At 68.1% G+C, this 24,173-nt stretch carries 23 protein-coding genes; 13 read left to right on the top strand and 10 right to left on the bottom strand.

Annotated elements, in window-relative coordinates; all coding sequences use genetic code 11:
• The 5 genes from HYV93_15260 to HYV93_15280 all read right to left on the bottom strand — a co-directional run.
• Positions 1-285, bottom strand: a 285-nt coding sequence (locus HYV93_15260; GenBank protein MBI2527331.1) for a hydantoinase B/oxoprolinase family protein, incomplete at its 3' end; no start/stop codon positions are given.
• Positions 282-2,387: a hydantoinase/oxoprolinase family protein gene (locus HYV93_15265; protein ID MBI2527332.1), complete on the bottom strand. Its 2,106-nt coding sequence runs from the start codon at positions 2,385-2,387 to the stop codon at positions 282-284. The genes HYV93_15260 and HYV93_15265, both read right to left, overlap by 4 nt.
• A gap of 5 nt (positions 2,388-2,392) precedes the next feature.
• Entirely contained in the window at positions 2,393-3,226 is an 834-nt protein-coding gene (locus tag HYV93_15270; GenBank protein MBI2527333.1) for an IclR family transcriptional regulator, read from the bottom strand.
• Positions 3,227-3,388: 162 nt separating this feature from the next.
• Positions 3,389-4,129 (bottom strand): hypothetical protein, encoded by a 741-nt coding sequence (locus HYV93_15275; protein MBI2527334.1) that lies wholly within the window; start codon positions 4,127-4,129, stop codon positions 3,389-3,391.
• Between the two features lie 22 nt (positions 4,130-4,151).
• Positions 4,152-4,547: a hypothetical protein gene (locus HYV93_15280; protein ID MBI2527335.1), complete on the bottom strand. Its 396-nt coding sequence runs from the start codon at positions 4,545-4,547 to the stop codon at positions 4,152-4,154.
• 347 nt (positions 4,548-4,894) lie between these two features.
• Between HYV93_15280 and HYV93_15285 the strand changes: the two genes are divergently transcribed.
• Together HYV93_15285 and HYV93_15290 are read left to right on the top strand one after the other, a co-directional pair.
• Positions 4,895-5,254: a hypothetical protein gene (locus tag HYV93_15285; protein MBI2527336.1), complete on the top strand. Its 360-nt coding sequence runs from the start codon at positions 4,895-4,897 to the stop codon at positions 5,252-5,254.
• 35 nt (positions 5,255-5,289) lie between these two features.
• Complete coding sequence (locus HYV93_15290) at positions 5,290-5,826, top strand: glycine zipper family protein (GenBank protein ID MBI2527337.1); 537 nt, start codon at positions 5,290-5,292, stop codon at positions 5,824-5,826.
• An 18-nt stretch (positions 5,827-5,844) separates the two neighbouring features.
• Here the strand turns inward: HYV93_15290 and HYV93_15295 are convergent, their stop codons facing one another.
• Positions 5,845-6,540 carry an intradiol ring-cleavage dioxygenase gene (locus tag HYV93_15295; GenBank protein MBI2527338.1) on the bottom strand — a complete coding sequence of 232 codons (696 nt, stop codon included), beginning with the start codon at positions 6,538-6,540 and terminating at the stop codon, positions 5,845-5,847.
• Positions 6,541-7,082: 542 nt separating this feature from the next.
• Here HYV93_15295 and HYV93_15300 point away from each other — a divergent pair.
• From HYV93_15300 to HYV93_15310, 3 genes are read left to right on the top strand one after another with little or no spacing between them, the layout of a single operon-like run.
• Complete coding sequence (locus HYV93_15300; protein MBI2527339.1) at positions 7,083-8,045, top strand: hypothetical protein; 963 nt, start codon at positions 7,083-7,085, stop codon at positions 8,043-8,045.
• Positions 8,036-8,692: a peroxiredoxin gene (locus HYV93_15305; GenBank protein ID MBI2527340.1), complete on the top strand. Its 657-nt coding sequence runs from the start codon at positions 8,036-8,038 to the stop codon at positions 8,690-8,692. Before HYV93_15300 ends, HYV93_15305 begins: the two co-directional genes overlap by 10 nt.
• Positions 8,689-9,270: a carbonic anhydrase gene (locus HYV93_15310; protein ID MBI2527341.1), complete on the top strand. Its 582-nt coding sequence runs from the start codon at positions 8,689-8,691 to the stop codon at positions 9,268-9,270. The genes HYV93_15305 and HYV93_15310 overlap by 4 nt, the downstream gene beginning before the upstream one ends.
• A gap of 62 nt (positions 9,271-9,332) precedes the next feature.
• On the opposite strand, the gene HYV93_15315 is transcribed toward HYV93_15310, so the two are convergent.
• From HYV93_15315 to HYV93_15330, 4 genes are all read right to left on the bottom strand, one after another.
• Complete coding sequence (locus tag HYV93_15315) at positions 9,333-10,169, bottom strand: ABC transporter substrate-binding protein (GenBank protein ID MBI2527342.1); 837 nt, start codon at positions 10,167-10,169, stop codon at positions 9,333-9,335.
• A gap of 310 nt (positions 10,170-10,479) precedes the next feature.
• Positions 10,480-11,382 (bottom strand): hypothetical protein, encoded by a 903-nt coding sequence (locus tag HYV93_15320; protein ID MBI2527343.1) that lies wholly within the window; start codon positions 11,380-11,382, stop codon positions 10,480-10,482.
• Positions 11,383-11,408: 26 nt separating this feature from the next.
• On the bottom strand, positions 11,409-12,617 hold the full coding sequence (locus HYV93_15325; protein ID MBI2527344.1) for a hypothetical protein: 1,209 nt from the start codon (positions 12,615-12,617) through the stop codon (positions 11,409-11,411).
• Between the two features lie 110 nt (positions 12,618-12,727).
• The gene (locus HYV93_15330) at positions 12,728-14,440 is read right to left on the bottom strand and encodes a hypothetical protein (protein MBI2527345.1); all 1,713 of its coding nucleotides are present in this window, start codon (positions 14,438-14,440) and stop codon (positions 12,728-12,730) included.
• A 217-nt stretch (positions 14,441-14,657) separates the two neighbouring features.
• Between HYV93_15330 and HYV93_15335 the strand changes: the two genes are divergently transcribed.
• The 8 genes from HYV93_15335 to HYV93_15370 all read left to right on the top strand — a co-directional run bounded on the left by HYV93_15335 (position 14,658) and on the right by HYV93_15370 (position 24,155).
• A complete protein-coding gene (locus tag HYV93_15335; protein ID MBI2527346.1) occupies positions 14,658-15,716 on the top strand; it encodes an extracellular solute-binding protein in 1,059 nt (352 codons plus the stop codon).
• 15 nt (positions 15,717-15,731) lie between these two features.
• Positions 15,732-17,105, top strand: coding sequence for an acyclic terpene utilization AtuA family protein (locus HYV93_15340; protein MBI2527347.1), 1,374 nt, complete (start codon positions 15,732-15,734; stop codon positions 17,103-17,105).
• A 12-nt stretch (positions 17,106-17,117) separates the two neighbouring features.
• The gene (locus HYV93_15345) at positions 17,118-17,426 is read left to right on the top strand and encodes a DUF4387 domain-containing protein (protein MBI2527348.1); all 309 of its coding nucleotides are present in this window, start codon (positions 17,118-17,120) and stop codon (positions 17,424-17,426) included.
• Positions 17,427-17,516: 90 nt separating this feature from the next.
• Positions 17,517-19,634, top strand: a complete 2,118-nt coding sequence (locus HYV93_15350; protein MBI2527349.1) for a hydantoinase/oxoprolinase family protein — start codon at positions 17,517-17,519, stop codon at positions 19,632-19,634.
• Positions 19,631-21,250, top strand: coding sequence for a hydantoinase B/oxoprolinase family protein (locus tag HYV93_15355; protein ID MBI2527350.1), 1,620 nt, complete (start codon positions 19,631-19,633; stop codon positions 21,248-21,250). Before HYV93_15350 ends, HYV93_15355 begins: the two co-directional genes overlap by 4 nt.
• A gap of 141 nt (positions 21,251-21,391) precedes the next feature.
• Entirely contained in the window at positions 21,392-22,393 is a 1,002-nt protein-coding gene (locus tag HYV93_15360) for an ABC transporter ATP-binding protein (GenBank protein MBI2527351.1), read from the top strand.
• Complete coding sequence (locus HYV93_15365) at positions 22,390-23,310, top strand: ABC transporter permease (protein ID MBI2527352.1); 921 nt, start codon at positions 22,390-22,392, stop codon at positions 23,308-23,310. The genes HYV93_15360 and HYV93_15365 overlap by 4 nt, the downstream gene beginning before the upstream one ends.
• 62 nt (positions 23,311-23,372) lie before the next feature.
• The gene (locus HYV93_15370; protein MBI2527353.1) at positions 23,373-24,155 is read left to right on the top strand and encodes an ABC transporter permease; all 783 of its coding nucleotides are present in this window, start codon (positions 23,373-23,375) and stop codon (positions 24,153-24,155) included.
• Positions 24,156-24,173 lie beyond the last annotated feature (18 nt).

Consider the following 24,173-nt stretch of genomic DNA (forward strand, 5'->3'; position numbering starts at 1 on the left):
CCACGGGTCGTTCGTGACGAGCACATCGCCGGGGCGGAGCGACGCGCCCGGATACACTCTGAGCACGTTCTTGAGGGTGGAGTGCAGCGCGCCGATGTGACTGGGATTGCCGTGGGAGGCCTGGACCAGCATGTCGCCACACGGATCGCAGATCGCGCAGGAGTAATCGTGGGCATCGCGCACGATCATGGAGAACGACGTCCGGACGAGGGCGGCGGCGACCTCGTCCGCGATGCCGGACAGCCGGCGCCAGAAGACCTCGAGGTCGAGCGCATCCGCCTTCATCGTCCGGCTCCTGCGAAGTGGAGGTGGAGGTTGCCGTGCCGGTCGACGCTGATGTGCCCGGGGTAGGGGAGGACGGTCGTCGACTCCTCCTCCTCGACGATGCACGGGGCGTCGAGCTGGGTCCCGGGACCGAGCGCGTGGCGCTTCGCGACGCGGAACGGCACGAATGCGTGGCTCAGCGGATCGTAGGCGGGGCGACGAACCGCCTCCCGATCGGCGCCGCGCGGGCGCTGGCCCTCCAGCGCCGCCGTGTCGAGACCGACGAGGGGACGCCGCGCCGCCAGCCGGACGTTGATGATCTCCCGCTCGACGCCGACGAGGATGCGCCCGTAGAGCCGCTCGTACACACGGTCGAATGCCCCGGCGATATCGGCGCGGGCGGGCTGAGCGCCGTTCAGGGGAACCGACACGTCGTATCCTTGACCCACGTAGCGCATGTCCAGGCTCACGTCCCAGTCGGTCTGGGGCAAGTCGCGGACCTCGAGGAAGTGCATCGCCTCCTCGAGGAGGTTGGCGATGAGCTTCTCGAGGGTCACGGCATCGAGCTCGGACAGCGGGACCTTGTAGGTGCGAACGGCCTCGTAGATCATCGGCGCCGTCAGGAACGACAGCGCGGAGAAGAGCCCGGGCGAGACGGGGACGATGACGTGTCGGATTCCCAGCTTCCACGCGAGGCCGGCGGCGTGGACCGGGCCTGCGCCGCCGAACGCCACCAGGGTGTAGGCGGCGGGCTCTTCCGCCTTCTCGGCGAAGTGAACGCGAGCGGCGGCGGCCATGTTCTCGTTCACAAGGTCGTGCATCGCCCAGGCGGCGCCCGGGGTCGCGAGGCCGAGCGGGGTGGCGATCGACGTCTCGATCGCCGTCCTCGCCGCATCCACGTCGAGCGCCATCCGACCGCCGAGGAAGCTCGCGGGGCTGAGGTACCCGAGGACGAGGTCGGCGTCGGTCACCGTCGGCGCCGTCCCCCCGCGCCCGTAGCACGCCGGACCGGGATCTGCCCCCGCGCTCTCGGGCCCGACGCCGAGCATTCCGATCGCGTTCCGGGACGCGATGGAGCCGCCGCCGGCGCCGATCTCCAGCAGGTCGACGACGGGGACCCGAAGGGCGATGCCGCTGCCCTTCTTGAACCTCGCCTCTCGCGCGATCTCGAACTCGTGTGCGCGTGAGAGCCGGCCGTCGTGGACGAGGCAGGCCTTGGCCGTGGTGCCGCCCATGTCGAACGAGAGGACGCGGTCCAGGCCCAGGCGCCGCGCCAGCACCTCGGCACCCATCGCGCCCGCCGCCGGCCCCGACTCCGCCACCCTGATGGGATACTCGGCAGCCAGAGCGCTCGAGGTCAGCCCGCCGTTCGAGAGGACGATGTAGAGGCGGCCCCCGAACCCGCGCTGCCGCAGTCGTTCCTCGACCTTTCCCAGGTAGGCCGCCATCAGCGGCTTGACGTAGGCGTTCGCGACCGCGGTCGACGTCCGCTCGTACTCGCCGATCTCGGGCAGGAGCTGGCTGGACACGGTCAGGGCGACGTCAGGGAGCGCCGCCCGGAGCACGTCGGCGGCAAGCTGCTCGTGGGTCGGGTTCGTATACGAGTGCAGGAACGAGATCGCGACCGACGCGATGTTCTCCGCGCCGAGCTTCTCGATCGCCTCGTCAAGGCTCTCCGCCGCGAGGGGGACGTGGATCTCGCCGTCACTGAGGATCCGCTCGCGCACCTCGATCCGCCACCGCCGGGGGACCAGGGGCTTCGGGTAGGTGATGAAGATGTCGTGCATGTCATAGCGTCGCTCGCGAGCGATCTCGAGGATGTCGCGGAATCCGGCGGTCGTCAGGAGCGCGGTGCGGCTGCCCTTCCGCTCGATGATCGCGTTGCACGCGAGGGTCGTGGCGTGCAGGAGCACGGCGGTCCTGGCCGGGAGCCGTGGAATCGCCGAGACCAGCTCGTCCACGCCACGCAGGAAGCCTTCCGAGGGGTCCTGAGGGGTCGTGAGGAGCTTGAAGACCCGGAGGCCCGAGCCACCGGGGTCCCACACGACGATGTCGGTGAAGGTGCCGCCGATGTCGCATCCCACGACACACGGGTTGCCCTGGCCGTCGCCGATCGTCGCCACGGTTGTCACTCCTCCGCCGGGGTTGTTGGCACGGCGAGCGGCGGGGTCTTGCGTCGCAGAGCGCCTCCGTCGCCCTCGCTGAGCGGGAGCGAGACGGCGAGGGGACGGATCTCGCGCACGATGAGCGACGCGTACTGCGCCATGACCTCGCGGGTGAAGCGCGACTCCGGCCCGTGAACGCTGAGGGCCGCGACGACGGACCCGCTGACGTCGGACACCGGCACGCTCACCGCGAAGGCGCCCGAGATGTACTCCCCGAACGACGTTGCGTAGCCATCGGACCGGATCCGGTCGAGCTCTTCGCGCAGCCGGACGAGGGAGAGCTCGACGCCGTCCTCCGCCGCTTTCCGCGCGAGCCCCTCCAGCACGCTGGTCTGTTCCGGCTCGGGGATGAAGGCGAGCAGGACCTTGCTCGGCGCGCCGACGTGCAGGGGTGCGCGCGTGCCGATGCCGGCCCGGTAGCCGATCGGCTGCAGGGTCTCGAGCTCGGCGACACACAACCGCTCCAGGCCGACACGGACGTGGAGGGCGACGGTTTCCGCCGTCTGCTTCCAGATCCGGTGGAGCGGATCGCGAAGGGCCTCGGCGATGTGGCGGTGGCGGCGGAGGAGCTGGCCGGCCAGCAACACCATCCGCGCGCCCACGGAGTAGCCGCCGCTGCCGGTCCGCGTCACCATCCCGGCGCGGCCCATCGTCTCCAGGAGCCGGCTGACGGTCGCCTTGTGGAGATGCAAGCGCTCGGAGAGCTCGACGAGCCTGAAGTCCCGGTCCCCGAGCGTGACGAGGATGTCGATCGCCCGATCGACTGCACGGACGGTCCGCGGGTTAATGGGTTTCACGGTGCGCTATTGAGTCTCACAATGCGCAACTGACGACAATCAGCTGTTTGCAGGGTTTTCGTGACCCAAAGTCCCCAGCCTCAAGAGGCGGGCAGCGATCCCTGCGCCCACGCCCGCTGGCAGGAAGCGGTGAACCGACGCGGGTCGGGTCCGGCTCGTCGATCAGTCGGGGAGGGGGCTACGGAAGGGCTGCGGGGGCAGCTGGGGCCGGCCCGGGCGGGCCGTCGGCTCCCCCGAGGGCTCGAACACCTCGCGCTCGGCGCGCCGCTTCAGGTTCGCGAGCTGGCGCGTCTGCATGATCCAGTGCGCGGGCTCCCAGAAGAGCAGGTCCGCGATCAACTGCAGGAGCCGCGGACGAGCGGAGGCGTAGCCGCTGACCACGAGCCGCGTACGCCTCTCGGGCAATTCTTTCAGCTGGAAGCCCCACAGGGCGTCGATGTAGAAGGGCGGCCGCGGCCCCGCAGTGTCGAAGGGGCGCCCGCCTCGCAGGTTGATCGGCGCTCGCAACCCAAGAAAGCGCTCCGGGTCGAGCGCTGCGACTTCGAACCAGGTGCTGCCGCTCGGCGTTGACGCCAGGCGGCCCCCCACCGCCAAGTCCTGCCACTCGGGGTGGATCCGCTCGGCGCTCGGGACGCGACCGTTGTCGAGCCGATCCCAGCTGTACCAGCCGGCCCGATCGCAGCCCATCTGTACGAGCCACGGCCACACACGTGACGGTGGAGCGTTGATCGTCACGGCCATCGTCGCGCCGCGCTGGCCGCCGGGAACCAGGTCTGCACCCGGATACGGCGCCCGCACCTCCTCGTCCGAGGCGCCCCACCGAAGGATGCGGGGCCGTATGGCGACCGCGTAGGCCCCGGCCGAGAAGGCGAGCAGCGCGACGATCCGGCGAGCGTCTGTCACGGCCACAGCCGAGGGGGTACCGTCAGCGGCAGCCGGCGGGCGGTGTGCCCGGACCCCGGCGGGGCACGAGGGTGCAGGCGAACGTGGCCGGCTGCTCACGGTACCGGTCGAGGGTGGCCCGCAGCCGGGCCAGCGTCCGGTCCCGCTTCGCCAGGCCGATCCCGTAGATGGCCATGTCGTTGACCAGGCGGGTGTAGAAGATGTGCGGGGCGTCGCCGCCGCTGCCTATGCAGGGCGACGGCTTCTGGGCCACGCGCAGGAGCGGGCCGAAGGCCGTCACGTATTCGGCCAGGATGGGCGCGTCCCGGAGGTCACCCGGCACCTCGGGGAAGCGCGCGAGGAACTCGTCCACGGTCATCGGCGCGCAGCCCGTGCGAGTCCGCTCCCCGAGGTCCCGCGACAGGCGGATCTGAACCATCGCGCCCAGTATAGCCCCGTCCGCGGCCGGCGCCTATCCGCGCCGGCGCCGGAGGTGGCGCGCCGCGGCGTCGTGGGCCGGCAAGGGGCGTGCCGAGGAAGGTCCCGGCCGGGGTGCAGGGGCGACGGGGACTTGCGCGGCGGCATGGCCGGCGCTGCCCGTCTCGGCGGCACGCGGCGCCGGGTGCCTCTTCCGCATGCAGGCGCCTCGCGGCTTCCCCCCCTGCAGCCAGGACCCTTGACCGGCTCGTCCGTTGACGCCAGATGGCGCCATGAGCTCCGGGGGAATATTCTGGAATAGGTGTAAATGATGTGGGGTCGACGCTCGTCCAAGGCGGTGGTGGACCCATGAAGAAGGTACTGCTGGTCCTGCTCCTGGTGGTTGGAGTCCTGGCGTTGACCGTCACACCCGGCGACGCACACGGTCGCTGGCGTGGGGGCGTCTTCATCGGCGTAGGTCCCTACTGGGCTCCGCACCCGTACTGGTGGTACCCGCCGCCGTACTACGCCTACCCGACCTACGTCTATCCGCCGCCCACCGTGGTGGTCGAACAGCCGCCCGTGTACGTGGAACAGCAGCCGGCGCCGCCGGCAGCTCCCCCGGCGCCTCCCGCGTACTGGTACTACTGCCCGAGCGCCAAGGCCTACTATCCCACTGCGCCGGGCTGTCCGGAGGAATGGGTGAAGGTCCCGGAGCGGCCGCGGTGATGACCGGGTCCCTCGTGCGCCCTGCTGCGCCCGCGATGCTTGTCGGGTTGCTGCTCGTGACCGGCTGCGCCACCATTCCGAGCGGCCCGAGCGTCATGGTCTTGCCGGGCACCAGCAAGAACTTCGACCAGTTCCAGACGGATGATGCGGTGTGCCGCCAGTGGGCCTCCCAGCAGACCGGGACCACCGCCGAGAAGGCCTCCACGCAAAGCACCCTGGCGGGGGCCGCCATCGGGACGGTGGTGGGTGCCGCCGCGGGCGCCGCCCTCGGGGCGGCGGCCGGCAACCCGGGCGTGGGAGCGGCCGCCGGGGCCGGGGTCGGCTTGCTCGGGGGAACCGCGGTCGGCGCCGGCCGTGCCGAGGCCTATGGCGGCTCGGTGCAGCGCCGTTACGATCAGAGCTACATCCAGTGCATGTACGCCAAGGGCCATCAGGTCCCGGTCGCCCGCGGGTCGCGCGTGCAGCAGCCGGCAGCGCCCCCGCCGCCGCCCCCGCCGGCACCTCCGGCCGCGGTGCCTCCGGGCACGCCGCCGCCGCCCCCCGGGCCGCCTCCGCCCCCGCCCCCCCGCTAGGCCTCCGCCTCCGGCTGCCTAGGCGATGCCCTGGCCGCCGCGGTGCGTATCGGAACGATGACCGCGCACCTGGCGAAGCGGGAAGATCTGGCGCCCGGAGCGGACTCGCCCGGTGAGGTCCAGCACGAAGTCGAACGTCGCAAGCTTGCTTTCGGGCCCGTCCTGGAGCTTCACCACGAGATCCTTGTCGAAGATCGGGTCCCGCTGGTTGCTCGGCTCGCCGGGAAGGTAGAGCTGGGTCGTGAGGACTGGACGGTTCGGCGCCTGGACCTTCACGTGGAAGTGGCGCGTGCGGCCGGGATAGGCCCCGGGCACGATCGTGTCGAGCCGGTAACGGCCCTGGTCGTCGGTGAGCTGGTGACCGCGCAGCCGGTAGCCGGCATTGTCATAGTCGCCGCGGTCGTCCGCGTGCCAGAAGTCGATCAGCGCGCCCGGGACGGGCTTGCAGTCGGTGGACAGGACCCGCCCGGATACGACGATCCTCCTTCCGGTGACACCGGGCTCCAGAAACGATGTCCGCCGTGGCGAGTGCGGCTTGAAGAACGGCCCGGCCGTCTGCCTGGGTGTGGGGCCTGTGCCCTCACCGCAGGCCGGAGTCGGTCTGAGCGGCTGCGCCCGGGCCATCGACGCCAGCGCCCCGCCAAGCGCCAGCACGCCCGGCACTGCGGCGGTGACTCTCAGGAAATGTCGACGCGACGTGCTCTTTCTGGTCATGAGAGGACTCCTCTCCCGTTTGCTCGGTCGATCCCGCTCCAGTGAACGCGGGGTCGGCCTGTCACATCGAGCTCATCGTACTCCGTGATCATCCGCCCGGACGCGGCAGGCACCTGATCCGCCCACTATCCAAGCATCGGCCATGGACGTATGTAGTCGTCTTTTAACGTATATATAGAAACTCCTACAAAAACCGATCGGCAATGGTATATTCCATGGTGATGGACCTTCGGCAGGTCGCTGAGCAACCAGACGGGCCGACGCGACGCTGCCCGGTGTGCCGGGCGAAGGTCGTCGTGAGGCATCCGGACGGTGTCGTCATTCACAACGCGATTCTCAAGATCGACTCGACCGGACGGGTCGACGCGAAGTGCGCGCACTGCAAGGCCTGGGTGGAGGTGCCCTTGCGTTACGTCGGGTGAGGCGGTCCCCGCAAAGGCGACAGTCGAAGCCGAAAGACACAAGCCGGGAGGATGGGCGTCGGGCGCGCCCGCCTCCCGGCTTGTCGTCTCAGGGAGCGACGTCGCCACCGGAGCAGAGTCATGCGTATCGAGCGTTCCACACCGATCGGCATTCTCGACGAGCACCCGGAGTGGTCGTCCCGGCTGCTCGCCGAGCTCCAGCACCGCCGGCTCCCCTTCGAGAAGATCGACCACTCGAACCACGCCTTCGACCCCCAGGATCGGAGCCGGCGATACGCGGTCATCGTGAACCGCACGAGCCCGTCCTCCCACCGGCGGGGGCACGGCGGCGTCCTCTTCTACGCCGAGGCGCTCTTGAGCCATTACGAGGCGATCGGCGTGCCCGTCATCAATCCCGTGGCGGCCTGGCGCTTCGAGAAGTCCAAGGCGCTCCAGGTGGGGCTCTTCGAGCGCCTCGGCCTCCGCTATCCACGCGCGGTCGTCGTGAACCATCGCGACCAGATGCGCAAGGTGAGCGAGGGCCTGCGCTTCCCGCTCCTCGCCAAGCCCAACGTCGGCGGGTCCGGCGCGCTGATCGAGCGCTTCGACTCACGCGCCGAGCTCGAGGCGCGCGCCGACGCGGTCGACCTCGGGCCCGACGGCACCGCCCTGCTCCAGGAGTACATCGAGCCGGAGGCCGGCGCCATCGTCCGGGTGGAGGTGATGGACGGCCGCTATCTCTATGCGATCCGGATCGTGCGGGCTGCGGCCGACTTCAATCTGTGCCCCGCCGACATCTGCCAGGGTCCCGACGAGCCCCCCGCTTCCGATCTCGGGACGTGCCCGGTCGAGGCGAAGCCGGGGCTCACCGTGACGCGCTACGATGCCCCGCCGACGGTGATCGATCAGGTGCTCGCGCTCACGCGTGCGGCGTCCATCGATATCGGCGGCGTGGAGTACCTCGTGGGACGCGCCGACGGGCAGGTCTATTTCTACGACGTCAACGCCACCTCGAACTTCGTCGCCAACGCGGCCAGCGTGCTGGGGTTCGACCCCTTCCCGCTCTTCGCGGACTACATCGAAAGGAGAGCGTCATGGCACTGAGACTTGGAGACACCGCACCCGACTTCACGGCCGACTCCACCGAAGGACCGATCCGCTTCCACGAGTGGATCGGTGACCGCTGGGCGATCCTGTTCTCGCACCCCCGCGACTTCACGCCCGTGTGCACGACGGAGCTCGGCTACGTCGCGCGCCTCAAGCCGGAGCTCGACCGCCGCAACGTGAAGGCGATCGGCCTCTCGATCGATCCCGTGGACTCGCACAGGGGCTGGGCGGCCGACATCAAGGAGACGCAGGGGTACGCGCCGAACTTCCCGATCATTGCCGACCCGGCACGCGAGGTGGCGGACCTGTACGGGATGATCCATCCCGCACACGACGAGGTCTACACCGTGCGTACGGTCTTCGTGATCGACCCCAAGAAGAAGATCCGGCTGACGATCACCTATCCGCAGACCACCGGCCGCAACTTCGACGAGATCCTGCGCGTCATCGACTCGCTCCAGCTCACGGATGCGCACAAGGTGGCGACGCCGGTGAACTGGCGGCAGGGCGAAGATGTCATCATCGTGCCCGCCGTGGGCGACGAGGAGGCGCGGGCGAGGTTCCCGAACGGCTGGCGCGCGCTCAAGCCGTATCTGCGTCTCACGCCACAGCCCGGCCGCGAGCACGGGAGGGCGGTGCCATGAGCAGGGTGCTCGACGACGTGCTCGAGGCGAACGCCGCGTACGCCCGGAGCTTCGGCGACAAGGGACGACTGCCGATGCCGCCGGCGCGCCGCTTCGCGATCCTCACCTGCATGGACGCCCGGCTCGACCCGGCGAAGTACGCCGGCCTGGCGGAGGGCGACGCGCACGTCATTCGTAACGCCGGCGGGCGGGCGAGCGACGATGCCGTGCGGTCGCTCGTGATCTCGCACAAGCTGCTCGGAACGAGCGAGTGGTTCGTCATCCACCACACGGACTGCGGAATGGAGACCTTCACCGATCACGTCATGCGTGACCTGCTCGCCCGGAGCCTCGACACCGCCCGGGTGGACGCGAACGGCTGGCACGACACGGGACAGGGCGGGGGCTCCACGGAGGGCGAGTTCATCGACTGGCTCACGATCGGGGACCAGGCGCAGAGCGTGATCGCCGACGTCCGCCGGCTGCGCAGCCATCCGCTGGTTCCCGGCCGCATCCCGATCTACGGCCACATCTACGATGTGCGGAGCGGCGTCCTCGTCGAGGTCACGGAGGCCACGAAGCTCGGGGCCGCCCGGTAGCGAGGCGCCGAAGGAGCGTACCGTACGGCAACCCCACGGCACAGCCACCCGCAGGGCTGTCGTCACCGCTGGCCGGCCTCCCGGAGGTATGACGGGTCGATGAACGTCTCGGGCCTGAGGCCCGTGATCTTGTCTGTGCGTTCGATGACCCTGAGCATGCCAGCAAGGTCCTCGGGCGTCAGGGCTGCGTCTTTCACGAAGCCCTTCAGCTTGCCGACGACCGTGTCGTACGTGGCCTCGGCCCTGTCCTGGGGCGTCTTCGTGTACTTCGTGAGCACGGACACGGAAGCCGCCCTGTTGGCCGGGTCGAGCAGGAAGCGGTTCGCATCGCGGATCGCTCTGGCGTAGGCGACGGTGGCCGCGCGGTTCTTCGCGGCGAAGGACTTGCTCACCATGTGGCTGATGAACACGAACCGGGCCGCTTCGTTGACGTAGCCGAGCACCCTGAACCCGGCCTTCTGCGCGGTGAGGTCTTCGGGCGGCGAGAGCACCGTGCCTTGCACCGCGCCGGCGGTGATCGCGGCCAGACGCGTCGGCGTATTGCCGGACAGGACGAATTCGAAGTCCCTCTCGCCGAGCCCGTGGGCCCGGAGCAACTCGATGAGGAACAGAGTGGAGCCGGCCGTGACGCTCACCACCGCGATTCGCTTGCCGCGAAGCTTGTCGTACGTGTCGATGGTTGGTGCGGTGACGAGGGCGAGCGCGGGATAGGCGCCCCCTGCGATCATCGCGATCGGCGCGCCCTTGTTGACTCCCCGGATCATCGAGTCGGTCGCGGCGACACCGAAATCCGCCGACCCTGCAACGACCGCCTGAACGGTGTCCGGACCACCCAGCGCATCGATGAACTCGGGCCGCAGATTGTTCTTTGCGAAGAAGCCCTGCGTCTCGGCGACCATCGTGTCCCAGTAGTGCGAGCCGGCCTTGAGCCCGCCCCCGATCGCGACCTTGATCGGGGTCATCGCCGCCAGTGCCGTCTCCCGGGCGCCGGCCGCTCCCGCGGAGGTTCCGGACGACTGTGCCGACGCAGTCGCGGGCGCGGCAGCGTCGCCGCCGGTGACGCTGACGAGGGCGGCGATCAGGAGGACCGTTGCGGGAATACTCAGCTGTGGCAGGCAACGAATCTTCATCGGATGGACCTCCGTGCTTCGATCGTGGCCCAGGGCTTCACTGCGGGAGCCCACTCGGGCTGCCCGGTCACATCGCGCCTCATCCCGCCTCGTCCAGCCCCAGCAGCCTGCTCGGGTTGACCTGAACCATGGTGCGGATGGCATCCGCGCCGATCCCCAGCTGCAGGAGGATCCCGATGAACATGCGCAGCATCTCGGGCGCTGAGGGACACCATTCCCGAAAGTAGTCGGTCGTCAGCACGCACTTCTCCGGGCTCAGGTCCCGGATCAGTCGCAGGAGTCTCTGTGGTTCAAGCCTCTGGAATGGAAGCAGACTGAGAAAGCACAGCTCGATGGTGGCGCCGAGTTCCGCCATCCGCAGGATCTGCTCATCGCTGGCGCCGACAGAACCGGAATGAGGATGGCCGAACACCAGCCTTCGGAACCCGATCCGGGCCGCCTCTTCCGCCAGTGCGATGCTCTCCACGGGGGAGAGGTGGGACGTGGACAGCGCGAGCTTGTGAGCGTGGGCGACGGCGAGCACCTCTCTGGCACACGGGAGAAGACGGCCGTCGGTGTCGACCACAGAGATACCCTTGTCCGGCGTCAACCCCTCCAGGCGCGGAAACCACCCCTTCATGGACTTGCTGGCCGCCTCTCGCCGCAAGTCGTGCGCCGCGCTCCACGTGGGCATGAACACGAGCCTGGCTCCGAGGCGCGCCGCCGCCTCGACGACCCACGGGTCCACTCCCCCGACAACCGAATTCAACGTGATGCTGCCCAGTACGAGGATGTCAGGGACCATATGCCGCAAGTGGAAGGCTGGAACCATCGTGGGCCACAGGTGGGACTTGAGGACGATGGCGCGCATACCCAGATCGCGTGCGCACGCCGCCCACTCCCAGTCGTCCAGCCGCTTTGGGATGTCGAGCCCAACTTCGGGCTGGCCGTGCGTGTGGAGATCCACCGCCCCGCGCATCAGTTCCGTTGCGAGGCCTCTCATGTCGTCGCCCTCCCACGCGCCTCGGTTCAGAGACTCCGCCGCAGTTGCTCGGCAAGCGCCCTGAACTCAGCGTCCGTCAGGCGGCGCTTCTTCTCGACCGCGGCCTCATTCACCTGGTCCACCAGGCGGGCCACCATGGCTTCTGGTACGTCAAGACCCAGCTGTCGAAGCTTCGTCCCGACGCCAACGGCTCCGACCCCTCGACCGAGGTCGATCTGGAACGACTGGCCAATCAGGCCGGGGCTGTAGGGGAACTGGATGCTCTCGTCGAGGACAATGGTCCGCATGATGTGGTCTCGCTTGTACATCCAGTTCCTGTCTGCCACGATCGGCTTCTGCTCGTCGATTGGCATTCCGGTGCACTTCGAAAACAGGCGGGACACCTCGGTCAGCTTTTCCGTGGCGTACCCGAGGTCTTTTTCGTACAGACACATGAGCGCCATCACGATCTCGGCAAGGGGCGCAATCCCGGATCTGGCGGGATCTGAGCCGTTCACCGCGACTTCGGCCCCGCCGGCTCCAGCATCGAGGGCCGCGAGCGTGTTCGCCGTCCCGAGGCCAAAGTCGTTGTGGCAGTGAACACGAACCTTGACGCCGGTCTCACGGGTCACTTTCTGGACCAGGAAGCGCATGAGGGAGGGCTTGGCGACGCCCACCGTGTCATTGAGTACCAGCGTCGATGCCCCGGCTTCGCCGGCCATCCTGCCGGTCTCGATGAGGAACCCGAGGTCTGTGCGAGGGGCATCGGTGAACCCAAGGGTCACTTTCGGGGCGCCCAGGTCGAAGGCGAGCTTCACCGCGTCCAGCGCGCGTTGCTTGATGCCTTCGACCGACATGGCAGGCTCGCCGAGGATCCATTTCCGCGGAGTGGTGATCGAGGGGTGAACGAGATCGGCGCCACTCCCGACCGCCACGCGGATCTCCTCCTTCCAGTTTGCATATCCATAGGGGTGGTACGGACGGCACTCGACCTCCATCCTCGCCCTCACGCCCGCGTCCCGGCACGCACTGATGACCTCCTTGCAGCCTTGCGCGTGCAGCTGGAGTGTCGGCACCCCCAGGTCGTCGAGGGCTTTGGCAAGCTGGGCCTTTTGGCTCAGGGTCAGCCGAGCGTCGAACACGACCTCCTCCCGCAGCGTGATCTCCACCAACTCGATGGTGTCGACCAGCTGTTCCCCTTGCCGGACCGTGTCCAGGGAATTCAGGCTGCCCACGTAGATCTTGCTCTTGTCCAATGACCTCCCCCTTCTCTCGCGTTCGACGAAGAATTCTGGGCCCGCCCACCATGGAGCCGCGCGGTCCCGTCGGTGCGTGATGGCATCGTCAAGGCTCGCCGCGGACGGGGCTACCGCACTCGGCCGGAAGCTGGTGCCGTCACCCGTTCCCAGCAGAGCCGGCTCCAGCCCCACGGGACTGCCACCATCGACTGGGGCCCCCATCCGCCGGCGACGACGACCCAGATGTCCTCGGGTCGTTCGACAACGGGGATGTCGGCCAGGGCTGACATCCATTTCGGACGCGACGCCAGCACGCCGCGGCCGAGAAGGTCCTGTTTCTTGTTTCGGATCTTCTCGTACAGGTATCGCTGCACGTCGGCCTTCGGCCAACCACGGTCCGCGATGAGCCAGGCGTGCTCGGGATTCAGGATCACGATCAGCTCGGCCGGAAAGTAGGCGTTGTTCGAGCCCGGGGAGGTCGCCGAGCGAGCGACCGTTTCGAGGATGAGCTCGGGCTCCTTCGCCAGATGCTCGAGAACGTTCCGCGGGCCTTCCACGCGATGGGCGACGACAATGGTGGAATCCTTGTCGCACAGGTCCTCGTGGAGGCCCGGCCACGGTGACTCGGCGATGTTTTCCGCGAAGCAGTAGGAGTACTGGGCAGGGGATCCCAGCACGGAGAGAGTTCCCTTCCCGGGAACAGCCCCCACGGTGTTGATCACCGTCAAGGAGATGGCGCGCCCTATGGTCGCGTTCGACCTGAAGCCGGGCCCCAGGCATGCCATGCCCGAGGCGACGCCCACCTCGTCGGCGAGGGGGCCGCTCACCAGGACCATGTTCCCCGAAGGATGGGTGGTGATGGACGCCCATGAGAGTGCGTAGCGCTCCTGGGCCATCGCCTTGAAGGCAGCCAGCACGATGGGAAAACAGTCGGGCGTGCATCCGGCCAGCACCGCGTTGACCGCGATGTCTTTGACCGTGACGTTCGCGAAGACCGGGCCGACGCTTGGAGCGACGATGGTCTCGGGTGGCTCGGGCGAACCCCCCAGCATTCGAGATACCTTCTCCACGGTGGGGACCACCACGGGTAAACCATCACCCAACCGATCCTCGGAGAGCAGATCGAGCAGCGCTTCACTGAAGTCGCTCCGCGTGGAGGTTGGACGAAATGTGACCCCGCCGTCACCGTCCGCGGCGTGCAGCTCTCCCTCCACGGTCAACTGCTGGTAACGGGCCCAATCGCGCTCTCCCGTCGTCTCGGCCGGACTGGGACCCGTCCGGAGCCGGTCCGCGATCTCGGAGCTCAGGGCGCGCAAGACGTCAGCCGTGAGCCGGGCCGATCGAGCCGGTATGCGCACGATCGGCAGGTTTGGCATTGATCGCGAGGCCATCGTCTGCGCGAGGCGAATTCCCAGGTCGTTGCACACCATGACGCACGGAAGACCCTCTTTGATCAGCCGCCTGGTGAGGAGACAGGTTCTGTACGTGGCGCCCGCGTCGCCGATCCCGACAACAACGCCATCGGGCCTGTGACTCCGGATCTCACCAAGCAGTTGTCCTTCTATGGCCTCATCGTATTCGGAGAGCATGTGCCGCGTGACGAGGTGACACGTGACCTGGAGCGTCTGGAACAGGTCGGCCACGACCGGATAGAAGTCCCTGTACACGACGTACTCGGGACTCATCTTGCCGTTGTTGAAGAATACTACCGTCTTGCCTCCCAGGTGTTCCAGCCAGGCCCTGACATAGGCCGGCTCCAGCGACACCTTCGGTCGCAGGCTCTCAATGCTCCCGAGAGAAAGCCGCGCCTGTTTCGTGTCCACGGTGTCGACCTCTCCCATCTCTCCGGGTACCGAGGCGACGGTGCTCGCACCCTCGCCTTCACATCGTTTGAGCACCCGTCGACCGTACCTCTGCTCGCCGTCCCCGTCAACCACCCGCATCATCGCAGGGGTCCGTGACCGAGATGTCTTCTGAGTCGATGGGCTCAGTTGACACGGCGGTCGTGAATGGTATAAGAGGCTGGGGTCGCAACCTCAGAGGGGGAAGGGAGATCAGATGAAGAGCAGACGTGAGTTTCTGAAGATTGCTCTGGCAGTGGGTGCCACGGCGCCCTCCCGCGGTTGGGCCGCTGGCAGGCAGCTCGAGAAGGAGCTGGTGTTCTCGGGGCGCGGCGGCTCCCTCGGGGACGTTTGGAAGAGGAGCGTGATCCCCCCCTTCGAGAAGAAGTTCAACTGCAAGGTCACCTACGTGACGAACGACTCGACCCCCGCCTTCGCGAAGATCGTCGCCGAACGGCACCGGCCCCAGACCGACGTGCTGTGGGCCACCGACCAGACCCATCAGCAGGGCGTCGCGATGGGCGTCTTCGAGAAGTTCGACGCCAGCCAGGTTCCCAACCTGGCCAACCTGTATGACTTCGCCAGGTACAAGAACAACGTCGGGGTGTGGTGGAGCGTTGGCGCCGCCGTCATGGAGTACAACGCGCAGATCTACAAGGAGAGGAACATCCCGGCCCCCACCTCGTGGAGCGACTTCTGGGTTCCAGAGGTCAAGGGCCGCGTCCTCTGGATGGACCTGACAACGCTCCAGGGTCTGGTCTCCTTCTTGATGATCAACAAGCTCGCCGGCGGCTCCGAGAAGAACGTCGACCCCGGCTTCAACCTCCTCAAGTCCCACCTCAAGGACGTCGTCGGCATCGTGAGCTCGCCGTCCCAGGTCGACGAAATGCTCCAGCAGAAGTCGGCATGGCTCGTGCCGAATCAGCTGGCCCGCGTCCTCCTGCTCAAGGGCGCCGGCGTCCCCGTCGAAGCGGGCTATCCGAAGGAGGGAATCCCGGCCACGGGCTTGCAGCTCGAGGTCATCAAGGGCGCACCGCACCCCAACCTGGGCCTGGAGTTCGTCAACTGGGTCCTGACTGACGAGATGCAGCTCATCGTTGCCCGCGACATGGCGCTCGGACCCGTTTCCAAGACGCTCAGGCTCGACCCGAAGGTGGCCGCGCGGGTGATCTACGGTGAGGACAAGGTCTCCAGGCTCGTGAACTTCGACTACGACGTCATCGGGGCCAACTTCGGGAAGTGGGTCGAGCGCTGGAACAGGGAGTTCGCCAGGTAGCGGAGAGGTGCAACAGTGGTCGAGATTCGCGTCCTGGCTCCGACGGGCATGCTGGGCACCGGTTTCTCGGAGGTGTCCTTCTGGCAGGCCTTCGAGAAGTTTGACCCTCATTTCATCGGCTGTGACGCTGGCTCGACCGACAGCGGTCCCGACAAGCTGGGGACGGGCAAGTGTCAGTTTTCCCGCCCGGCCTGCAAGCGAGACCTCCGGCTCATGGTCCTGGCGGCACGCCGGTACGGCATCCCGCTCCTGGTCGGTTCCGCCGGGACCGCCGGGGCGGACCCGAATCTGGCCTGGCTGTCCGACATCGTCGCCGAGATCGCCCGCGAGGAAGGACTGCACTTCCGCCTGGCGCTCATTCATGCAGAGCAGGACCGCAGCTACCTGAAGCGACGGCTCCGCGAAGGTCGCATCAGGCCCCTCGAGCCGGCGCCCGAACTCACCGAGGCGGTGATCGACCGCAGCGAGCACATCGTCGGCATGATGGGCTCTGAGCCCTTCGTCAAGGCGCTGGACGGTGGGGCTGATGTGGTGCTCGCCGGCCGCTCCAGCGATACGTCCATCTATGCGGCCATCCCGATGACGAAGGGGTTCCCGCCCGGCCTTGTCTGGCACGCCGCCAAGATCCTCGAATGCGGGGCGGCGGCGGTTGTCCGACGTTCGGCGCCGGACGGGATGATCGCCTGGATCCGGAGCGACCACTTCGTCCTCGAGCCGGTCAACCCGACGATGGTCTGCTCCCCGGTGAGCGTGGCCGCGCACACGCTGTACGAGAACGGGAGCCCCTACATCCTTCACGAACCGTCGGGGCACCTCGACACGTCCGACGCCACCTATGAGGCGGTGAGCGACCGCGCAGTGAAGGTGAGCGGGAGCCGGTTCGTGCAGGGCGACCAGTATACCGTCAAGCTGGAGGGGGCCGAGAAGGTCGGGTACCAGACCATCGTCGTGGCAGGCGTTCGCGACCCACTGATCATTGCCCAGATCGACGACTGGCTGGCCGAGGTCCGGGAGAGGGCAGAGCGCCGCGCCAACGAGTTTCTCGCCGGCTCCTCGTCGAGCAGCTACAGCATCCATTTCCGCGTCTACGGCAAGAATGGTGTGATGGGCGCCCTGGAGCCGGTCCGGGAGGTCCGCGGCCACGAGCTGTGCCTCATCATCGAGGTGACTGCGAGCACCCAGGAGCACGCCACGGGCATCGCCGCCAGCACGGCCCACATTGCCGTCCACAACCCGATCCCTCAGTGGACCGGCCTGATCACCGGCCTCGCCTTTCCCCACGCGCCCCAGGAGATCGAGCGCGGCGCCGTCTACCGGTTCAACATGAACCACCTGGTATTCCCGGACGATCCGTGTGAGATGTTCCCCATTGAGCACGTCCAGCTCTAGAGGGACCCGCGCATGCCGAGACTCGGCGAACTGGCCCAGCTCATCCGCAGCAAGAACGCCGGGCCCTTCCAGCTCACCTTTGACATCATGTTCCAGGACCGGGCCACGTACGAGCGCGTGCTCGGTTCCGGGGCCCTGACCGTGGAGCTGTTCTCTCGGCTGTACAACACGCGGCCGGCCGACGTCCATTTGATCCCGTACAGCGCCGGGCTGGCGATCAAGGTGACCATCCCGCGGCCCGTCTTCGAGGGCGACCTCAAGGACACCGATATCTACGGCGGGCAGCAGTACGGCCCGCTGGTGGATCTGGAGATCCCGTAGGTGGTGGTGTCCCGCTCGATGCAGTGAGCTTCACCCACCGTCCCAGCCAAGGTCACAGGCTGCCTTTGGTGAAGGGGAGGAGAGGCGCCTGTGAGCACCACCTGTGATGGCCCGCCGCGACCGAGCATCGCAGTTGACATCGGCGGCACGTTCACGGATGTGGTACTGCGGCGGCCGGCGGACGAGGTGACGCGCGCCAAGGTCTTGACGGATGCGCGCCAGCCGGCCGAGGGAGTCATGCGCGGGGTGCGGAAGGCCCTCGCGGAGTCCGGTATCGCCCTCGCCGATTGCGACGTGTTCCTTCACGCCACCACTCTCGCGACCAACGCCATCATCGAGCGATCCGGGCCTCGTATCGGCCTGATCACCAATCGCAACTTCCGGGACACGCTCGAAATGGCTCACGAGGACCGCTACGACATCTACCAGCTGAACCTCAGCGTCGCGCCGCCGCTCATTCCGCGGGAGCTCCGGCTGGGCGTTCGGGGGCGCATCGACGTCCACGGGACGGCAGTCGAGGACGTCGACGACACCGACATCGAGCAGCGGCTCGCACAGTTGGTGGAAGCGGGTTGCCGGGGCGTGGGGGTCTGCCTGCTCCACTCCTACGTGAACCCTGCTCACGAGCAGCGCGTTCGAGAGATTGCCGCCGGCCACTATCCCGACCTCGATGTGACCCTGTCTTCCGACGTGCTCCCGGAGATCCGCGAATACGAGCGGACCGTCGTCGTGGTCGTCAATGCCTATCTGCGGCCGATCGTTCGCTCCTACCTCGAGGCTCTGGTGGGAGCGCTGCGCGCCGAAGGCTATCAGCAAGACGTCTTCGTCATGTCGTCGGCCGGTGGTGTCGTGCCCGTCGAGGAGGCCGAGCGCTTCCCGGTCCGCCTCGTCGAGTCCGGGCCGGCCGCCGGGGCCGTGTTCGCGGCCTGCTTCGCAGCGAGCGTCGGGATCTATGCCGGCACGGTCCTCTCGCTCGACATGGGTGGCACCACGGCGAAGGCGTCCGTGATCAGGGGAGGAACCCCGATCGTCGAACCGGAGCTGGAGGTGGCCCGGCAGGAGCGTTTCAAGCCGGGCAGCGGCATCCCGATCAAGCTGCCCAGCGTCGACCTGATCGAGATCGGAGCCGGCGGCGGCAGCATCGCCTGGCTCGATTCACTCGGCCTGCTCCGGGTGGGGCCGCGCAGCGCGGGGTCGCAGCCGGGCCCTGCGTGCTACGGTCTCGAGGGCACGCTGCCGACGGTCACCGATGCCGACCTGATTCTGGGCCACCTCAGCCCCGACTACTTCCTGGGCGGGAATATGCGGCTGGACGTGAAGGCTGCCGAGCAGTCCATTCGCGAATGGATCTGCCGGCCGCTGGACCTGTCGGTGCCGGAGGCGGCCGCCGCGATCCGGTCCGTCGTGGACGAGCACATGGCCGCCGCCGCCCGGTTGCACGCCGTCGAGCGCGGTCTCGACCCGGCGGTGATGACGCTGGTCGCCTTCGGCGGCGCCGGCCCGGTGCACGCCTGTGAGGTGGCAACGCGTCTCGGGATCGACACCGTGGTGTGCCCCCTGGGGGCGGGCGTGGCATCGGCGCTCGGGCTGATGGCGTCACGTCAGATCGGCGAAGTGAGCCGCTCGTGGATCCAACGGCTCGACCGCCTCGACTGGACCGGTCTCAACGCGCTCCTGGAGGGGATGCGTGGGGCCGCGCTCGCGCGGCTGACCGCGAGCGGCGTCTACTCGCGCGATGTGGTCGTCGAGCGGGTGGTCGACGCCCGGTACGTTGGCCAGGGCTACGAAGTGACCGTCGATCTCCCGCCCGATCGGCTCACCCCCACGTCCGGCGAGGCGCTCCTGGCCGGCTTCAGGGAGTGCTACGAACGCCGCTTTGGACGGCAAGTCGGTCTGGCTATTCCGATCGAGGGCGTGACGTGGCGAGTCCGGGTCGCACGGTCTCCGCTCGCCAGCCTCCCGCGCGTCTCGCCACGGGCGTTCGGCGAGGACGGCCAGGGCGCGCTGAAGGGGATGCGCGCCTGCCTCTTCGACGCCCGCCACGGGTACGTCGAGACGCCGGTGTACGACCATTACCGCACGCGCCCGGGGGACCGGTTGACCGGCCCGGCGATCGTCGAGGAGGAGGAGTGCACCGTGGTGGTCCCACCCGACTTCACGGCGTCTGTGCTGGGAGACCTGAGCCTGGTGATGAGGAGGCGAGGGTGATTGTCGAGCGCGGCACGTACGGCTCCCTGGAGACTGCCCTGGCCCGGCTGGGCTCGGTGGTCGACGAGGCGGCGACGGCGATCAAGCGGACGGCGTTCTCGACGATCGTCCGCGAGAGCAGCGACCTGACCTGCACCCTTTTCGACGCAACCGGCCGGTCTTTGAGCCAATCGGCGGTCAGCATCCCGGCATTCTGCGGGACGATGCCGCTGACGATGCGCGCCTTTCTGGACCACCTGCCGGCTTCGGCATGGCGGCCCGGCGACATGCTGATCACCAACGATCCGTGGCTGGGGACCGGCCACCTGCCCGACGTCAACATCGCGAGCCCGGTGTTTCGCGGCGGCCACCTGGTGGCGTTCATCTGCGTCGTCGCCCACATGCCCGACATCGGCGGCCGCGTCTGGGCAGCGGACAGCCCGGAGATCTACCACGAGGGGCTGCGAGTCCCGATCTGCCTCTTGGCCGAGCAGGGACGCGTGAATCAGGCCGTCGTGGACATCTTGCGCGCCAACGTGCGGCTGCCCGATCAGGTCATCGGCGACCTGAACAGCATGCTCAACGCCGTGCGGGTGGCCGAGACGCGGTTGACGCAGATCATGGCCGACTTGAACCTCGAGCGTTTCGAACCCATCTCGACGGAGATCGCCCGGCGCTGCGAGCAGGCCATGCGGGCGGCGCTGCGCCGCCTGCCTGACGGCAGATACGAGGCGAGGCGGGAGGGCGAAGGGATCGGCTCCGAGTTCGTCATCGAGCTGGCGGTGACGGTGGCCGGCGATGGCCTCACCCTGGACTTCACCGGGACGTCACCGCAGGTTCCCGCGGCGATCAACTCAACATTCGGCTACACGGCCGCCTACGCGTATTACGCGCTGAAGTGCCTGCTCAACCCCGACCTCCCCAACCACGAGGGCGCCTTCGCACCGATCACGCTGGTGGTGCCCGAGGGTTCCATCCTGAACTGCCGGCATCCCGCGGCGACCAGCTCGAGAGGCCTCGTCGGGCAGTGCGTCGTCGACACGATCAATCAAGCGCTGGCCCCCGCCGTTCCGACCGCTCCCGCCGAAAGCGGGACACCTCGCCCGATCGCGGTCGTGAGCGGCGAGCAGGACGACGGACGGCGCTTCGTCTCGGTGATCCCGCTCCACAGCGGGATGGGCGCGGGGCCGAGCTGGGACGGTCTTTCATGCGTCGCCTACCCGACCAACACAAGGAACACGCCCACGGAAATCCTCGAATTGACCGTTCCAGTGCTCATCGCCGCCAAGGGGTTCGCCGCCGGCTCGGGCGGCGCCGGCACGTTCCGCGGTGGCCTGGGCCAGTACTTCGCCTTCACCTTTCGGGGCCGGGCAGGGCTGCTCTCCATCCTCGCGCAGCGGGTCCGGTACCCGGCGCGAGGACTGGACGGCGGTGGGCCTGGCTCCCTCGCCCGGTTCCTGGTGAACGGCGAGCCCGCGAATACCAACGGGACCACGCCCCTGGCGCCCGGCGATTTCGTCGAGATGTGGACGGCGGGGGGCGCGGGCTACGGCGACCCGGCCCTTCGGGACCCGGCGGCCGCTGCCGCCGACGAAGCCCGTGGCTACCGCGTGCCGGCCGGGCAGGCCGATTCGTGATGCCGGCTGCTCTGGCCACCGGCCCCGTGGGCGTGGTTGCGGCCTTGCAGGGGGCTTCGAGCTAGCGTGTCGAGCATCGAACTACGGGATGTCACGAAGCTCTACGGGTCTGTCGCGGCGGTCGACGGGCTGTGTCTCGACATGGCGTCCGGCGAGTGCATGGCGCTGCTCGGGCCCTCCGGCTGCGGCAAGACGACGACGCTGAACCTCATCGCGGGGTTCCTCGATCCCGACGCCGGCTCGATCCTGATCGACGGCACATCGGTGGAGCGAGTGCCGGCCCACCAGCGCAACATCGGGATGGTCTTTCAGAACTACGCCCTGTTCCCACACATGTCAGTGGCCGCGAATGTGGCCTTCGGGCTGGAGATGCGCGGGGTGGCTCGCGGCGAGACCCGCTCGCGCGTGGCCGAGGCGCTGGAGCTCGTCCATCTCACAGGCATGGAGAAACGGTACCCGAAGCAGTTGTCGGGCGGGCAGCAACAACGGGTGGCCCTGGCGCGGGCGCTGGTCATCAGGCCGAGCGTGCTCCTCTTCGACGAACCGCTCAGCAACCTGGACGCCGGCCTGCGGCAGGAAATGCGCTTCGAGATCCGCGCGATCCAGAAGGCGGTGGGGATCACGACGATCTTCGTGACTCACGATCAGGAGGAGGCGCTGGTCATCGCCGACCGCCTGGCCGTCGTGAACTTCGGCAAGGTGGAGCAAGTGGGGACCCCTTCCGAAGTCTACGGTTCGCCCCGTACCGTCTTCGTGGCCCGGTTCCTCGGCCAGGCGAATCTGTTTCGGGGGACGGTTCGGCGGCGAGACGAGGGCGGCGGCGTCGTGGAGACCGCGTCGGGGCTGCGACTCGCCGTCGGCCGGCCCTCCGGGAGCGAGACGGGGGATCAGGTCACGGTCGTGGTCAGACCGGAGAGTATCGACGTGACCTCGGAACCGACGCCGGCCCAGAACTGCTTCCCCGCCACGGTCCGGCAGGTCACCTACCTTGGCGCCACCATCCAGCTCTCGCTCGCCTTCGGCGACATGACGGTCCAGGTGTGGTCCAAGGCGGAAGGGGCGATCCAGCCGACACCTGGTGAACGGGTCTTCGTCAACTGGCCCGCCGAACGAGCGCTGGTGGTGGAGGACGGTACGAGATGAGCGGGGGCGTCACCGTCGGGAGCGTGCTCCATCCGGCTTCGGCGAGACGGAGGCGGCGCCCGCCGCTCGAATACCGGCACTGGGCGCTGGTCGGGCCGGCCCTGTTCCTGTTCCTGGCCTTGCTCGTCTCGCCGATGCTCAACCTGCTGGCCCAGAGCTTCCTCGAGTTTCGCCCGAACGTCGGCATCATCCCACGTCTCACGGTCGCCAACTACACGACCTTCCTGACGGATCCCTTCTACCTGGGCGTGCTTGCCCGCACCTTGCGGCTGGCGGTCATCGTCGCGGTGGTGTGCGTTGCGGTGGGCTACCCGGTGGCGTACCAGCTGGCGCGGACGGAGGGACGCCGGCGGGCGTACCTGACCCTCGTGGTCGCGTCGCCGCTCCTCATCAGCGTCATCGTTCGCACCTTTGGCTGGCTCGTGATCCTCGGGCCCAATGGCCTGATCAACGCACTCCTCCAGTGGCTGCACCTGATCGACGAGCCGCAGAGATTGCTCTTCACCGAAGGAGCGGTCGTCGTGGGGCTCGTGCACGTCTTCCTTCCCTTCATGATCCTCTCGATCACGGCGTCGCTGGAGCGCATCGACCCGAGTCTGGAGCGGGCGGCGCGCAACCTCGGGGCCAGCCCGCGGCGGGCCTTCTGGCGCATCACCCTGCCGCTCAGTCTGCCCGGTGTGCTGGCCGGCACCGTCATCGTCTTCGCGCTCAGCACCAGCGCCTTCGTGACCCCGGCCATCCTGGGCGGCTCGCAGATCAAGGTCATGTCGGCGCTGATCTACCAGCAGAACCTGCTGCTCCTGAACTGGCCCTTCGGCGGGGCCATGTCGGTCATCATCCTGTTGATCACCAGTGGGGTCACCCTGGGCTACACGAGGCTGCTGGAGGGTGGCCGATATCGGGTGGTGTTCCAGTGAGATCGGCCGCCCGGGCTCCGGCGGCCGCCGGCCACGGCGGGGGTGGTCGACGGCGCCGGGCGCTGCCTTCCCTTCTCTCGCTGTTCAACGGGGCAGTCTACGCATTCCTGCTCGCGCCCATTGTCCTCGTCCTGGTAGCCTCGCTGACCTCGGCCGGATACGTCAGCTTCCCCCCCGTGGGTCTCAGCCTCCGCTGGTACGCGGAGATCGGCCGGCGCCACGAGTTCGTCGATGCGCTGATGGTCAGCCTCACGGTCGCGGCGGCAGTCAGCGTCGTCTCCACGGTCCTCGGGGTGCTGGCGGCCCTGGGCCTCGTCCGTTACCGATTCCTCGGCCGCGATCTCCTGAACGCCCTGTTCCTCTCGCCGCTCATGCTGCCGGGCATCGTCATCGCCGTCGCCGTTCTCCAGTTCTATGCCCGCGCGGGGGTCGCGGCCACGCCGCTCACGCTCGTTCTCGGCCACGTGATCATCACGACGCCCTACACTGTCCGGCTGGCCGCCGCGAGCCTGGCCGGCTTCGACCGGAGCCTCGAGCGTGCCGCCCGGAACCTTGGGGCCAGCCCGCTGCAGACCTTCCGGCGCATCACCCTTCCGATCATCGCCCCCGGCGTCATCGCTGGAGCCATGTTCGCCTTCATCGTGTCCTTCGATGACGTGAACGTGGCGCTGTTCCTCTCGAGCCCGCAGACGACGACCCTGCCGGTGCTCATGTTCAGCTACAGCAGCCAGGAGACCAGCCCGATCCTGACCTCGGCCAGCGCCGTGCTGATCCTCGTCGTCGCTGCACTGGTGCTGGTCATTGACCGCCTGATCGGCGTCAGGAACGTGCTGGGCGCGGAATGACCGCATCACTCTCGCACG

The sequence above is a fragment of the Candidatus Rokuibacteriota bacterium genome (assembly GCA_016188005.1).
Taxonomy (GTDB): Bacteria; Methylomirabilota; Methylomirabilia; order Rokubacteriales; family CSP1-6; genus UBA12499.